This is a genomic window from Acinetobacter brisouisimilis, assembly GCF_000368265.1.
Lineage (GTDB): Bacteria > Pseudomonadota > Gammaproteobacteria > Pseudomonadales > Moraxellaceae > Acinetobacter.
In genome coordinates this window covers 298,331-312,837 of the sequence record NZ_KB851219.1, presented here as the reverse complement: position 1 = coordinate 312,837, position 14,507 = coordinate 298,331, and the positions used below count along the sequence as shown (strand labels likewise).

Sequence of the window (14,507 nt, the reverse complement as noted above, 5' to 3'; positions counted from 1 at the left end):
AAAGGGCTGATTATTCAGCTCTTTATTTTTAAAATGAACTACATAAATATAATTATCTACAATGATAGTGAAATTCATCTAAATCAAAGACATTTAATTATTACAGGTAAAAATGGTGTTGGAAAAACAAGATTCTTAAACGATTTACGAACAGAATTAGAAAAAGATAAAAATACAGAGTCACACATACAAGAGATTCTTCGTGAACAAATTTCAGAACTTCTTAAAAAAGGAATAAATAATTACCCTTTATCTCTCAACTTTAAAAATCAAGAAATAAAAAATATAAATAAGTTTCGAAATAATTATGACTCTGAAATCAATTATAAAAACCATTTATTAGATATACAAAATTTAATCTCTAATAAATATAAATTTTTTAATAAAAAGAAAAAGTCCTACTTCCTAAAAACGGATAGTACTACACAATATGAGCATCTCAAGATTGAGAACCCCGATTCAATTTTAGAAAATTATTACTACTATAACAATCCACACCACATAGATAACTTTTATAACTCACTAATCAAATTAATAGACAACTATTTAACAAATACTAAAAGAATTAGTGCTTATCCTATCAATCACTCTAAAAACATATATTACTTTGAATCATCAAGGGTTAGTTCTAACCTATTTACAATGACAGTTTTTCAAAGTTTTGAAAGCTTTAAAAACAACCAACAGAAACATGATGTAGAAGATGCATTAGAAGCATTTTTAGTTGATCAAAGAATGGCTTTTTATAATTTAATAAAGTTTAGAGAACCCCAAGAGCATAATGAAGGTGCTCTTAGTACCAGGTTTTTTGATACAAATGAAATAGAAAGATGGTTTTTAAAAATTGAAAAAGATCTTCAAACTATTTTGGAAAACCCCACTATTGAACTTTCTTTTACAAAAAAAGGAGATCAAGTTTTAATTATTCAAAAAGATAAAGATATCTCATTTTCTTTTGATTCTCTGTCGTCAGGTTTTAAAGCTATTTTTAATATTTATGCCAACTTATTAGTACGTGCACAATTTCAAGAAGTTGCTCCCGAAGAATTAATTGGCATAGCCATTATTGATGAAATTGATGTTCATTTACATATTTCTCTTCAAAAGAAAGTACTCCCATTTTTAATTAATGCATTCCCTAAAATACAATTTATTGTAAGTACGCATTCGCCTTTCGTTATTACTTCGACAGATAACGATACTGTAGTCTATGACATTTCAAATGGTGAGTTTTTTCAAGAGGATTTGAGCCTCTATTCACATGAATCTATTATAAAAGAATTATTCCATGTTCAAGATGAAACTGAAAACTTGAAGAAGTTATCTGAACAACTAGTTCAATTCATTGAATCTGAAATTCCACTTCAAAATTTAGATAAAATTCAATCAACCTTGAGAAATATTAATAAAGATTTTGATAAGCTTTCTGTAGAACTGCAACTACAGTATATGGTTGCCAAAAATAAACTTGCCAAATTAAAACATGAGGGCAATTAATTCATGTTTTCTGTTGAACGACCGAGTGAATTTCCTAAAAGCTTAACAAAATCTACTAAAGACTATCGCGCTGCTGATGTAGTTGAAGAACTACAAGATATATTCTTTGCTAAATGTTATCTATGTGAGAGACAAGGATTTCCTGATGTAAATATCGAACATCGTGACCCACATTTAGGTAATGAAACAAAAAAATATGACTGGCATAACCTTTTTTATGCTTGTGTAAGATGTAATAGCATCAAAGGTGATATACATATAAATATTTTGGATTGCTGCCAACCAATTGATGTATCGCAAGCAATTGAATTACATTGCCCTCTTGTCAATAACGAAGCTCATAAAGTAACGGTACAGTTAGGAAATCTACCAAATAGTTTAGAGATTTCATCAACTATTGATCTTCTTGATAGATGCTTTAATGAAACCAATACTGCATTAAGAGGTATAAGTAGACATTCATTAATAAAAGAAATCCAAAAATACCAAATTCAATGGTGTATTTTGAAAAATAAATTACTTTATCCTGATTTACCCTTAACTTCTAAAGCTAAAGCCGAAATTATTGAACAACTAAAAGCTATGTGTGATAAGGAATTTCCATTTTCTGCATTTTGGAAGTGGGCTATCACTAGAGATGATGATCTTTCAAAAATTGTTGGTAATGTATTTTAAATACTTTTAATCCCTCTCCTTTTAGGAGATGAGCAGCACTGCTGCGCAAAGGGAGAGTGGCTTTTAAAAGTTTACAAAACCCCATGCTCCAACAACATCTCCACTCCACTCACCTTTTTCATATGCTTTAAGCGTTCCTTTTCCCACTTCAATTGCTGCTTTAACTCAGCACAATCGGCATCTATGGCTTTATAGACATCACTTATATGCACATGCTCAGCTTTGACTTTTTTATTACCAAAATAAAAAGACTCTAAAATCTCACTCATTTGGCTTTCAAGCTGCTGACTTTGAGCATCCAAAGCCAATTGATAAAACTTTACTTGCTCAGAAGTTAATTCTTTTGAAGTCACTCCCTTGTTCTGCTCAAGCTGTAACTGCATTTTCAACAAATAAAACAAATCCTGTTGTTCATACGCCTGATTCGCCTGTTGGAACAATTCAGTTTTTTCTTGTTTCTTCGCCTCGTCTTGTTCACGGTCAGGATGAATCATCGCAGCAATTTTTAAATACACCATTTTGAGCGACTGCGCTGCCATTTGCTCGGCTTGTTCTCGTTTTTGTTGTAGACGTTGCTGTTTGGCTTGTTCTCGTGCCTGTTGTTGCTCAGCGGCATATTGTTCAAAGTCTTGCTCTATCTCAAACTCATCTTGCTGAGGAATTTCCTGATGCTCGAGACTCACACTTTGCGGTTTTTTGCTTTTTTTAGTGGTCGATTGCGCTGCAACTTGCTGATAAAAAGTGTTGATTTTAGCGGCCTGAGTTTTCTGATCAGCAGACAATGTGTTCGAGTGCTTCAACATTTTGGCAAGACTGGCAATTTTCTCATCGAGTTGCTGCACTTCTGCTTTGGAAAATTCGTGGCTGTGTAACATGTTCCAGAGCTGTTCAAGTTGCTGAAACAGGACAGTATGTAGTTCTGCATAGACAGGCCAGAGTTTTTGTCGCGTGTGTTGTTGAATCTCATCCTGAGCATTTTTCCAACTAGCAAGGCTGATTTTTTGCTGTTCGATTTTGTCGATCAGGCGATTGAGCTTTTTTTGCTGTGGGGAAAATTCAGCTTTTTTCTGTACGCTTATCTTTAGATCAGTGGTCATCGCCAATCAAACTTGCAAAACCAGCACTATAGCAAGATTGCAGAGGCAACGCAGCAGTACGGCTCATTGCATTCGTTGAAGTAATCTCTTTATGAACGCTTCAAATACCCCGATTACAATACGATTTCACCTCGTTTTAACTTTTAACGAGAAGATTTAAAATCTGCGAACACATCAACAATAAAAGTGCAATTCAACATACCCAGCCATCGCTATACGAAAAAAATCACAAAGAGCATCGCTGCACATAAGATGTTAATCAAGCCTAACATTACGGGTAAATCTGTTCGATAACCAACAATCATTTCAAAAGGGTTTAACGACTTCAAAGCAACTTTATATTGGCGTATTGAAAAAAGGCTGATCACTACTGCCAAGAGGACAATCAATACAGAAAACCATTTGCTTAATGCGACTTTAGGCGAGTTTTGGGTCGATTCAAGCACGTGTATAAGCAAACTTGAACGCTCCAATAAAAAACCAAACGCAATTAACCCCAAACTACTTCTATTCCAAGCCAGTAAGGTACGTTCTAAAGCTAAAAGCACACGTGGATCTTTTAAATCAGACATTTTATCCTTTGTTATATCTATAATTATGACTTATTTCACTTTATTCATTTCTGATATTCTTGTAAAGCACCGCCTTCCTTTTGACGAAGCATCTTCAATAAAGCACTATTTTTGTGCTTTTTTTCTGTTTTAGTGCAAAAACTGCTTTATATCGAGTCTTAGCTGCTTTTGCATTGTTATCATTAGAATTTCCATCCAATCATTTCTATATTGGTGCAACAGGCATCGCTATACTTGTGCATATTTCCAAATTAGCACTATTTTTAAGCGATCATGATGCAAAATTTCGATATTTTATTTTTATTGCTCGGTGCAGTTCTGGTTCTTGCCATGCACGCTGGCTTTGCGTTTCTAGAATTGGGTACAGTTCGACATAAAAATCAGGTCAATGCACTGAGTAAAATCTTGTCAGATTTTGCCATTTCTGCAATTGCTTATTTTTTTGTAGGTTACTACATCGCGTATGGTCAACACTTTTTCCATTCGGGTCAAGTACTTGCAGAACAACATGGCTACAACCTGATGCGCTGTTTCTTTCTACTGACATTTGCTGCTGCCATTCCAGCTATTATTTCGGGTGGGATTGCAGAGCGTGCAAAAATGCGCACACAAGCAATCGCCACTTTATTGTTAGTCGGCTTAGTTTATCCATTTTTCGAAGGACTCATCTGGAACGGCAATCTAGGATTCCAAAACTGGTTACAACATACTTTTGGTGCGAGTTTTCATGACTTTGCTGGCTCAGTTGTTGTTCATGCCATGGGCGGCTGGATTGCCTTTGCTGCCGTGATTTTACTGGGCGCTCGTTATGGACGCTACCGTAAAGATGGCGCGATTGCAGCTCACCCACCGTCTTCGATTCCATTTTTAGCACTTGGTTCATGGGTTTTAATGGTCGGCTGGTTTGGCTTTAACGTCATGAGCGCCCAACGTTTAGATGCCATTTCAGGATTGGTTGCCATCAATTCACTCATGGCAATGGTTGGTGGCACAATTACCGCGAACTATATGGGTAAAAATGACCCAGGCTTCTTGCATAATGGTCCATTGGCAGGATTGGTTGCCATCTGTGCAGGTTCAGACATCGTGCATCCTGTCGGAGCACTATTGATTGGCGGGATTGCAGGAGTTGTCTTTGTACAGCTATTTACCTACACCCAAAACAAACTCAGAGTCGATGATGTACTCGGTGTTTGGCCAATGCATGGTGTTTGTGGTGCATTTGGAGGCATTGCTGCAGGTATTTTTGGGCAAACTGCTCTTGGCGGGTTAGGTGGCGTGTCTTTTATTGCACAAATGATTGGTACACTACTGGCGATTGTGATTGCGCTAGCGGGTGGTTTTGGCGTCTATGGTTTACTTAAAGTCACCATGGGAATCCGCTTGACCCAAGAAGATGAATACCGTGGTGCGGATTTATCCATTCATAAAATTTCGGCAAATGCTGAAGAAAGTAAATTCTAAGTCTTTGACAGGATGAACTTATTTTAGGTTCATCCTGCCTTTTATTTTCAATCTAAAACAGAATATTTTAAAAGATATTTCTATACTTATTTTGCAAACTGAGCTACATTTTCATTCCAATTTGTTTTCGTATATCACCTAAATTAGGTGTCGTTTTTTGCATGCAAAAATATCAAGAGTTCTTAGAACATACTGCACTCACACAAAACCAATCGATTCAACCGTATGTGATTGATGGTTTAAAAGTATGGCTCAAGAAGGCATCAAAACGTCATCCTTGGTGGCTCTATTTACCCGTTCAATGGCTTTCCAAACTGATCAATATACAAATTTTGGCGCCTGTACCGAACTATGGTGGCGCAGATGCCATTCATTGTGAGGCAAAACGTATTCGCCAACTCGAAAAAATTGGTGTTGCAGTTCCCAAAGTCCTTGCCGAATCCGACTCTGGATTGCTTATTCAAGATATTGCCAATGACGATCAACAACTGATGCAACTTGATCACGCCCTGGCACGTGAATCTGACTTTAAAAAACGCAAATATTTGTTTGAAGTAACAATTCATGCTTTAAAACAGATCCATGCCCAAAATGGTTATTTAAGTGAAGCCTTTGCTCGCAACATTTTGATTGATAGTCAGCAACATATTTCTTTTATTGACTTTGAAACTGACCCACGTACAACACTTGATCTTGAAATTTGTCAGGCACGTGACTGGCTCTGTTTACTTTTTTCTACGGCATTTCGCTTCAATGAACAGGAACGCCCTGTGATGGAACAGCTGGTCAAGCAAGCACTCAAAGACCGCCAAGACATTTTATACCAACTCAGTAAAGTTGGACGTCGTTTTGGATGGCTGAATAGCGTAGGTGTAGAAAGAACAGGAAATGATGGTAAACGCATGAAAATTTTCCTGATTTTCTTAAAAAACCTCACCCCCACTTTATCATGAGTTCAGTGTTGGAAGGCGAAGCGGTAGCTTGACCAAAACTCTTAAGCCTCCCAATTCCAAGCTTTTGTCGAAGCTCAATGTTCCACCTACATGCTGAATCGCTTTTTGTACAATCGATAACCCTAGCCCACTGCCCACTTCCAGATGGTGATGTACTCGATAAAATCGTTTGAGCACGTCTTCATACTGCTCTTGTGGAATTCCAGGGCCGCTGTCTTCGATACAAATATACGCAACTTGCTGCTGCTGATCTGGATATACGGCAATATTAATCACCCCTTGTGTTGGAGTGTACTTAATGGCGTTATCAATCAGGTTATAAATAATGGAATGCACCGTCGGCTCATAACTTTGGAGAATAACTTCATCATTGCGCTCAAAGCCTAGGTCAATGTCTTTTTCCATCGCCAGATTCATCAGCTGTTCGACACAATTTAATGCCACATCGTTTAAGCGAAATTTCTTCGACATTTCCAAAATATTGAGCGAGGCGTCCTGCTTGGCAAGTGCCAATAACTGACTGACTAAATGTTGAATTCGCGCCAAGCCCTTACTTAAATTAATCAATGCCGTATTTTCAGGAAAATCACGCAGTAAAATTTTAGTTTGCAAATTCAATGCGGTAATCGGAGTACGCAGTTCATGTGCAGCATCGGCAATAAACTGTTTCTGTTCCTGTTGAGTTTTAGAAATACGGTCAAACAAATAGTTAATTTCGTGAATTGCAGGTAACAGTTCTATTGGATACTGTTCTTCCTGAATATGAGTAAGCTCATTGGAATCGCGCTGCGCCAGTTCACTTTTCAGATCATCCAGCGGTTTCAGACTTCCCCGAATAATCCAGAAAATAATAAACAGCACAAATGGCATAATCAGAATATAAGGCAGCACCATACTGCCCGCCAACTCTAACGCTAGAACTTGTCGGGTACGCTCATGTTGACTGACCTGAATTTGAAATTTCGGCGTTGGTAACACATAGGTATACCATGTGCCATTATCAGTTTCATGCTGATAAAAACCCGCCTTGCTGACTCGAGGGACAAGTAGCTGATTGGTTTTGAGTTGATTCACATCATCATACGACCAAATATCCATAAACAGCTCTTGGCGCTCATATTCATGGTCAAGATTAAAGCTGCTATGAGTACTTTTTAAATTAAATGTGGTCGCACGCCTTGCCAAGAACTGCATTTGGGTATCGAGTATTCGGGTCAATTCTTTAAGCGCAATATGATAAGTCGAAAACATCAAAATACATGCCATCACTACGCTCAGCAGCGATGTGAGAACAACTAGTTTTGATCCTAAAGACTTAGCTTTTTGCATTCTTATATTTGAACTCAATTATGCCCTAAACGATAACCCAAGCCACGGATCGTACGAATAAAATCTTTCCCGAGTTTGGCACGCAAATGGTGAATATAAACCTCAATGGTATTGCTAGAGACTTCACTGTCAAAATCATACAGCTTATCTTCCAAATTAGACTTGGAAAAGATCTTATTTGGATGTGTCATGAGTGGCGTTAAGATTGCCCATTCACGATTCGATAATTCAATGATTTGCCCATTAAGCTTGGCAATGTGCTGCTCAATATCGAGCACCAAATCACCATTAATCAACACCTTATCATTGGTGCTAGTTTTTACGCCAATACCCGCACGGCGCAACAATGCCTGAATACGCGCAAATAGCTCCTCAAATTCATAAGGTTTCACCAGATAATCGTCTGCACCTTGATTTAAACCATCTACACGATTTTCTAACTGATCCCGTGCCGAGATAATCAAAACTGGAATTTGTGTCCGTTGGCGAATCTGCTTGAGAACCTGCATGCCATCCATCATCGGCAAGCCAAGATCAAGCAACACGATATCAAACGCTTGCTTAGACAATTCTGCCAGACCATCAACACCATTGTTGACCCATTCAACATCAAAACCATGATATTTCAACAGGGTAATGGTGGACTCTGCAATCATAAAATCATCTTCAATTATTAAGATCTTCGACATTCGATGCACTCTAATTACAATTTACAGGTTGGCACACTACACCAACATATTTAATTCGGGGTGGATAACATGACTGTCAATATCCAACAACTTCAACAAAGTTGGAAGCACATTATCATGCTCACTTTTTGTTACTGCTGTTATATAACAAGCACACGACGTATTTGTTTCTGCACCACTCTGAAAAAACCACATCATCCCGAAACTATGAATTTGTAGGAATGGTACTAAAGTATATCGTGCACTATGCATATACAAAGAATTTCAGCCGTGGCTCACTATAGTTCGATAAATACCAAAAACCTGTTTGATACTTATCATGGTTAGCTACAACATCAATCACTTCAAATATGATGAATATAAACAATACTATTATCATCACGATTGAGCAATTTTTCTCATTCACACTTCTAAATCACAAGGACATTGCGATCTGAACTGATGTTGAGCAATCACTTGAATATGGCTTAAGGATCTATCTATGTTGTCCAATAGTTTAAATCCTGCGCCAAACTCGTTATTCGGTAAGCGTAGAGACTTAACTTCTAATGCCCACAAAACAACAACTAAAGTGAAGATCACTTAAATCAACCACACTAACTGCAATAATCAAGCCGATTACAATCCTTGTCTTTCTCCAAAGCAAACCTCAAGTCTTTTTTCTTAAGCAGTTATCGAAAATTATACCTATAGGAATAATTTTCATAAAACCGAGTCACAGCAAATACTTGCATAAGCGACTTTCATAAACCTATTTTATTTTTCTTACACGCAATTGAGATATATCTCAATTTTGTCTAGCGAAAAAATGATGACAGAATGACTAATGTGACCTGTTTGCATCATATTCTGAATTCGTTCGGAGAACATTCTCCTTATAGGATAGGTCTAACAAAATACGCCGTACATCCAGTAATCACCAATAATAAGACAGTCGACCATTTTCTGTTCTAGTGCCCTAAAAATTTTACCCCTGCAGAATAATAAAGCCTTAACACTCAAACCAGCACGACTTCAAACAGTTCAAGTTGATTGGCTAGAATTTGGCTTTAAACTAACCTACAAATTCAGCTTAATTATTCTTCCATATGGAAATTGCAATGTATAAGGACTAACTTAAAAAACACTTAAACAATAACTATTGACATCTAGCCTTGTTAAAGTAAGAGGGCTTTTCCTGTAAAATGTACACTCTCAAATAAACAATATTGCGTAAGAATAATTCGTGCTGTGTTGATATTTCTATTGTGGAATCTAGCGCATATCTTTCATACATAATCGCACTCTTCTTTCAAGATCTGCTCTACATTTCGGGCTAGACTATTGCTAGATATTTTCAGCAGTACAAATACATCTGGATGGTATAGGCTTCATTAGCTTCTTCGTCACGCAATCTTGCATTTATACTTGAGGATTATTATTCGTACTAAAAACTCTATATCTAAAACAGATTTTACATTTTGATTTGTAGCAGTTGCTTGGCACGTAATTCCCTAATAATAATGAATACAGTGTTCTTAATCTGCTAAAAACTTTCTAATATCAGTTTTTTTAAAACTAATTCAATTCATTGATTATTTTATTTTTATTCTTAATTTGAGTATTTTCACACTTAAAATATATCTGATCTTTATTGTTCAATAGCTAGAAATGCAGGATCTAAAACCATGATAAAAACTATAGGTAAATTTTTTGGATTTTGGAGTACACCTTGTAGGATTTCACGGTAAAAGTAAGCATGTAACCTAAAGTAGCCATTTCAAGCCTTGTGAATAGCTAGTTAAGTTGAGATTCAAAATAGATTATGAGCTTATGCTGTATGCTCAACTCGCAATTTTTCTTCAAGTTATAGCATATATAAGACCATGGTTTCAGCAGTAAAAAATACATCATTCAAACTGAGACCCGTCACTTATACCTTTTAGGCTAAACCAATAAATTTATGCACCCAAAAATAAAAAACCGCAGCCATTCGGCTACGGTTTTAAAGCATTAGGTTCGTGTTCGTTAAATTAGAAGTTATAACGAGCCATTAAGCCTACACGAGAGTAATCACCCTTGTTGTCTACAAGTGCAGTTTTGCTTGCAAATGTTTCACGTTGACCATAAGTGTATTCAACACCTAAATCTACGTCTTTAACAGGTGAGTAGAAGCTGTTAACAATAATGTTATACAAGCTTTTGTTCAAAGTTTGAGAAGCTGTTGTTTTTGCATAGTTTGCATAAGTATCGCTATTTTTATACCAAATTGCGCCAGCTGCTACAGTTGAGCGGAATTTTGGTGACCACTTATGCGAGTAACCGAGCAAACCAGAATCAGACTCAGATTCACCGATATAAAGATCTGTACCAACACGAGAAGCAACATATGCATCATTTTGGAAGAACATATATCGGTTATCACCTTTTAGGTGATAGTAGTTAGCAAATACAGTATCATTTGGTGTAAAGCTATATTTACCACCTACACCAACACCCCAACCCAACTTGGTTTCGTCAATGTTATAACCAGCATTAGTTGCTGCTGTTGCAGCAGAAATACGGTTTTCATGCAACATACCATGAACTTGCAACAAACCTTTTTTATCGGCAGTAGCAATGTCATAACGTGCAGTTAATGCAGGTAAACGGTTACCGCCTGAAGATGTAGTTGTTGTTCCAGCAGTAATTGCAGTACCCGCAGTACTTAACTTATCAACATCACCACCTTCCAACGCAACTAACACTTTTTGATTAGCAGTGATTGGTTGAGTATAACGTACTTGAACGTTACGTTTTGTACCACCACCCATTGCACCATTGTAGTCAACAGTTTCAGGCATAGTATCAACGTTAACGAATGGAGAAGTGGTTTGACCGACTAACCATTTACCCAAAGAAAGGTAAGCATGACGCACACGGAATGAACCATCGCCATTTGTGCTGCTGCTGCCCATAAAGTCAGCTTCGAGTTTACCTGTTAAGTCGCCATATTGTGTTGGACGAACAACATCAACACCAAGGCGTGAAGTTGCAGCAGATACGTTCAGGTTATTTCGAGTACCATTTGCAGAATTTAAAGGTACTTTGTTTGTATTGTTGGTAATACTTGTGGTATCAGAGTTTCCACCTTTAGTGTCATAAGTGCTGTCTGCACGAACGCTACCATAAACTCTAAGCTGAGTTTGACCATCTGCAAGTGTGATCCAACCTGGTTTAGTGCTAGCTGCCATTGGTGCAACTGGTGCTGGTTTAGCTGCAGCAATTTCTGCTTGTTGTTGCAATTGCACTGCTTGTTGCTGTTGTTGGCTAGAAAGGCTTTGAACCATTTGCTGAAGTTCTGCAACTTGTGCTTTTAAGTCAGCAACTTGTTGTGTTGTTGTTGCTGCTTGAGCAGAACCCATTGCGCCCAACGCTAAAGCTGCGCTGACTGAAAGTGCTAATGTTTTTACCTTGACCACAGTATTCTCCATCCAATAAAAAAAACTTGTTGTTTTGAAAGTATCGCTACTATTCCAAACTAAAGTAACAAAATTATGACAATCCCTTAATAAATTTAATCTTCCTTGCTTATTCAATATATTTCTATACAGCTTAAGTCGTAGAATTACACAAAAAATAACTTTAAATACTTTTTTTTCCAATACTCTGATCAAAAGAAAAATGTAATTTTTTAATTTTTTGCACATTTTTTAAACACTTACTCGTAATTAAAATTTTATCTCTAATTAATGAATAGAAAATCCATCTAAAAAATCAATAACCATATTCTCGATACAACTCTACAGATAACTCCAAAACACTGCCAAAAAAGTAACAACTAGGACGATGACTGAGAAAAATCAGAACTAAAATGCATAAAAAGTGAAACTCTATCAAGAACCCTTGTCGTTAAAAATGTACAAGTGAACGGTTGTTATTCAACCAGACTATTGCATATACCAAATGGTATGTGTAGTGGGATTAAACTCAAGACTTACAATTTGTACAACCATGATGGGCACATCAGTTTACAATGCATTCTTGTCAAAATGGCATTGAACGACCAATATGCAAGCCAAAAATTTTCCGAATCTACCTCCCCAATTACCTGCACGTGGTACAGCAAATAGCCGTGCTTGGTTTCGCCAATTGTTATTTTTACAAGGCTGGAGTTTTGAAGGCGAAATTCCTGACCTACCCAAAGGGGTCGCGATTCTCATGCCGCATACATCGAATTATGATGCTTGGTATGCTCTGATCGGGATTTTGGGTTTAGGGGTTAAAATCTCGGTTTTAGGTAAGGCATCATTATTTAAAACACCGCTCAAACCACTACTTGAACAAGTTGATGTCATTCCTATTCAGCGTAACAGCAAGAGCGGTTTTACTGAACAAGCCATTCAGATTATGCAATCCAGAGAAAAAATCTGGATTGGTCTGGCACCTGAAGGCACGCGTAAACACGCCCAAAACCTTAAAACTGGGTTTTACCGTATTGCCACAGGCGCAAATGTGCCAATTGTTATGTTTGCACTTGATTATCAAAAGAAAGTTTTACGCTGCTTAGGTGCAGCGCAACCGAGTGGTGACTACGAGCAGGATTTAGAAAAAATATTAACCCACTATAAAGGGCAATTTTATCCAAAACGCCTTGAATGGCTGTCTGAACCCTTACGCAAACTTTTGTAAAAATACTGGTCAATATCTAAAAAATTTGCTGATATAAGCGCTCCCATTTTTTCATGCACATAACATTTGATTATATGATACTTAAAATAACACGCTGGTCCTGCATTGCCCTATTGGGTGCAGGACTATTGGGATGTGACACAACAAGTTCTAAAAAAACACTTCCAACACTTAAGCCACGCGAACCTGTTATTGCACTTGCCCTAGGCGGTGGTGGAGCTAAGGGTTTTTCACATATTGGCGTGATTAAAGTACTCGAATCACATGGAATCAGACCCAAAATTGTCACGGGAACCAGCGCAGGCAGCTTTGTGGGCAGCCTATATGCAAGTGGCAAAACACCTTATCAATTACAACAACTGGCTTTTCAGCTCAAAGAGTCGGACTTACGTGATCTAACCTTTAACCGTCAAGGTGTTGTACTGGGGCAAAAACTTCAAGATTACGTTAATGCCAATGTGGGTAATAAGCCCATCCAGCAATTCCCGATCCGCTTTGCGGCTGTAGCAACACGCCTCGACAATGGTAAAAAAACCGAGTTTATTCGTGGCAATGTCGGTCAGGCTGTTCGCGCCTCGTGTAGTATTCCTAACGTATTTGTACCCGCAACCATTGCAGGCGTGAAGTATGTCGATGGCGGATTAGTCAGCCCTATTCCCGTCAGTACTGCAAAAAGCATGGGCGCAGATATTGTGATTGCAGTTGATATTTCTGCACGTCCAAGTAAAACTGGCGCAGGCAACATGTTTGGTCTACTTGATCAAACCATTAACATTATGGGTCAACAAAGCATTCAACAGGAATTACAACAAGCTACTGTAGTGATTCAGCCTAAAGTCGGCAATTTGGGTGTGCTTGATTTGAGTTCTAGCCAAAATGCAATTTTAGAAGGCGAACAAGCCGCACAAGCGAAGATTCCTGCCATAGAAGCAGCAATTGCCAACTTTAAAAAATCACCCGCTGCTCTAAGACCTGCTCCACGCCCACGTTTCTAAAAACACCCAATAAACATATTTTTTAGCAATATCATCTGCTACATTAGTGAGTAACTGATGTGATTTTTGCACATAAAACCAATAAATAGAGACAACTTATGCAGATTGTGTTGGAACCTTGGCACTGGTTTGTTTTGGGCATTGGCTTGATGCTGATTGAACTGGTTATACCCACTTTTGCAGCGATTTGGTTTGGTCTCGCTGCAATCATAGTCAGTATTTTATATTGGATTTTTCCGTGGATGGGCTTTGCCACCCAAGTCGTTACATGGACTGTTTTATCAATTTTATGCACCATACTCTGGTTTAAATTTATAAAACCTTTGTCAATTGATAAAACCAAGGCTGGTTTACCCCGTGAAGCCACCATCGGGCAAATTGGTATGGTGATTCAGACTGGGCTCAATCACGAGCAAATCAAAGTACGGTTTTCCTTACCTATACTCGGCGCAGATGAATGGGTATGCCGCACTGCATCCAATGTACAGGTCGGTGATCGCGTTATTGTGACTGATATTTTAGGCAATGACCTGCTGGTACAACGCTATTCTTCAAATCCTTCCTCTTCACAACAAGGAAAATAATA

General features: G+C 37.7%; 12 protein-coding genes. 7 read left to right on the top strand and 5 right to left on the bottom strand.

The window, feature by feature from the left end; all coding sequences use genetic code 11:
- Positions 1-33 precede the first annotated feature (33 nt).
- Positions 34-1,497: an AAA family ATPase gene (locus F975_RS05115; RefSeq protein WP_004751023.1), complete on the top strand. Its 1,464-nt coding sequence runs from the start codon at positions 34-36 to the stop codon at positions 1,495-1,497.
- A 3-nt stretch (positions 1,498-1,500) separates the two neighbouring features.
- Complete coding sequence (locus tag F975_RS05110) at positions 1,501-2,172, top strand: HNH endonuclease (protein WP_004751021.1); 672 nt, start codon at positions 1,501-1,503, stop codon at positions 2,170-2,172.
- Between the two features lie 71 nt (positions 2,173-2,243).
- Here F975_RS05110 and F975_RS05105 read toward each other — a convergent pair whose 3' ends face one another.
- Both F975_RS05105 and F975_RS05100 read right to left on the bottom strand, forming a co-directional pair.
- Positions 2,244-3,269, bottom strand: a complete 1,026-nt coding sequence (locus F975_RS05105; RefSeq protein ID WP_004751019.1) for a hypothetical protein — start codon at positions 3,267-3,269, stop codon at positions 2,244-2,246.
- Between the two features lie 212 nt (positions 3,270-3,481).
- The gene (locus F975_RS05100) at positions 3,482-3,841 is read right to left on the bottom strand and encodes a YidH family protein (RefSeq protein ID WP_004751017.1); all 360 of its coding nucleotides are present in this window, start codon (positions 3,839-3,841) and stop codon (positions 3,482-3,484) included.
- Positions 3,842-4,117: 276 nt separating this feature from the next.
- Here F975_RS05100 and F975_RS05095 point away from each other — a divergent pair, with 276 nt between their 5' ends.
- Both F975_RS05095 and F975_RS05090 read left to right on the top strand, forming a co-directional pair.
- On the top strand, positions 4,118-5,305 hold the full coding sequence (locus F975_RS05095) for an ammonium transporter (protein ID WP_034425760.1): 1,188 nt from the start codon (positions 4,118-4,120) through the stop codon (positions 5,303-5,305).
- A 161-nt stretch (positions 5,306-5,466) separates the two neighbouring features.
- Complete coding sequence (locus F975_RS05090; RefSeq protein ID WP_004751013.1) at positions 5,467-6,258, top strand: BUD32 family EKC/KEOPS complex subunit; 792 nt, start codon at positions 5,467-5,469, stop codon at positions 6,256-6,258.
- On the opposite strand, the gene F975_RS05085 is transcribed toward F975_RS05090, so the two are convergent.
- From F975_RS05085 to F975_RS05075, 3 genes are all read right to left on the bottom strand, one after another.
- Positions 6,253-7,587, bottom strand: coding sequence for an ATP-binding protein (locus F975_RS05085; protein WP_034425758.1), 1,335 nt, complete (start codon positions 7,585-7,587; stop codon positions 6,253-6,255). The two genes, F975_RS05090 and F975_RS05085, sit on opposite strands and share 6 nt — an antisense overlap.
- Before the next feature lie 14 nt (positions 7,588-7,601).
- Positions 7,602-8,276 carry a DNA-binding response regulator PmrA gene (locus F975_RS05080; RefSeq protein WP_004751009.1) on the bottom strand — a complete coding sequence of 225 codons (675 nt, stop codon included), beginning with the start codon at positions 8,274-8,276 and terminating at the stop codon, positions 7,602-7,604.
- A 2,012-nt stretch (positions 8,277-10,288) separates the two neighbouring features.
- On the bottom strand, positions 10,289-11,716 hold the full coding sequence (locus tag F975_RS05075) for a DcaP family trimeric outer membrane transporter (RefSeq protein WP_004751007.1): 1,428 nt from the start codon (positions 11,714-11,716) through the stop codon (positions 10,289-10,291).
- Positions 11,717-12,305: 589 nt separating this feature from the next.
- Here F975_RS05075 and F975_RS05070 point away from each other — a divergent pair.
- The 3 genes from F975_RS05070 (at position 12,306) to F975_RS05060 (ending at position 14,505) form a co-directional block, all read left to right on the top strand.
- Complete coding sequence (locus F975_RS05070; RefSeq protein WP_004751005.1) at positions 12,306-12,926, top strand: 1-acyl-sn-glycerol-3-phosphate acyltransferase; 621 nt, start codon at positions 12,306-12,308, stop codon at positions 12,924-12,926.
- Positions 12,927-13,000: 74 nt separating this feature from the next.
- Entirely contained in the window at positions 13,001-13,921 is a 921-nt protein-coding gene (locus tag F975_RS05065; RefSeq protein WP_034425755.1) for a patatin-like phospholipase family protein, read from the top strand.
- Positions 13,922-14,019: 98 nt separating this feature from the next.
- A complete protein-coding gene (locus F975_RS05060) occupies positions 14,020-14,505 on the top strand; it encodes an NfeD family protein (RefSeq protein ID WP_004751001.1) in 486 nt (161 codons plus the stop codon).
- Positions 14,506-14,507 lie beyond the last annotated feature (2 nt).

Bases quoted from the DNA above. Each gene is read 5' to 3' on its own strand.
- F975_RS05115 (WP_004751023.1), top strand. From the start codon at position 34: ATGAACTACATAAATATAATTATCTACAATGATAGTGAAATTCATCTA.
- F975_RS05110 (WP_004751021.1), top strand. From the start codon at position 1,501: ATGTTTTCTGTTGAACGACCGAGTGAATTTCCTAAAAGCTTAACAAAA.
- F975_RS05105 (WP_004751019.1), bottom strand. From the start codon at position 3,269: ATGACCACTGATCTAAAGATAAGCGTACAGAAAAAAGCTGAATTTTCC.
- F975_RS05100 (WP_004751017.1), bottom strand. From the start codon at position 3,841: ATGTCTGATTTAAAAGATCCACGTGTGCTTTTAGCTTTAGAACGTACC.
- F975_RS05095 (WP_034425760.1), top strand. From the start codon at position 4,118: ATGCAAAATTTCGATATTTTATTTTTATTGCTCGGTGCAGTTCTGGTT.
- F975_RS05090 (WP_004751013.1), top strand. From the start codon at position 5,467: ATGCAAAAATATCAAGAGTTCTTAGAACATACTGCACTCACACAAAAC.
- F975_RS05085 (WP_034425758.1), bottom strand. From the start codon at position 7,587: ATGCAAAAAGCTAAGTCTTTAGGATCAAAACTAGTTGTTCTCACATCG.
- F975_RS05080 (WP_004751009.1), bottom strand. From the start codon at position 8,276: ATGTCGAAGATCTTAATAATTGAAGATGATTTTATGATTGCAGAGTCC.
- F975_RS05070 (WP_004751005.1), top strand. From the start codon at position 12,306: ATGCAAGCCAAAAATTTTCCGAATCTACCTCCCCAATTACCTGCACGT.
- F975_RS05065 (WP_034425755.1), top strand. From the start codon at position 13,001: ATGATACTTAAAATAACACGCTGGTCCTGCATTGCCCTATTGGGTGCA.
- F975_RS05060 (WP_004751001.1), top strand. From the start codon at position 14,020: ATGCAGATTGTGTTGGAACCTTGGCACTGGTTTGTTTTGGGCATTGGC.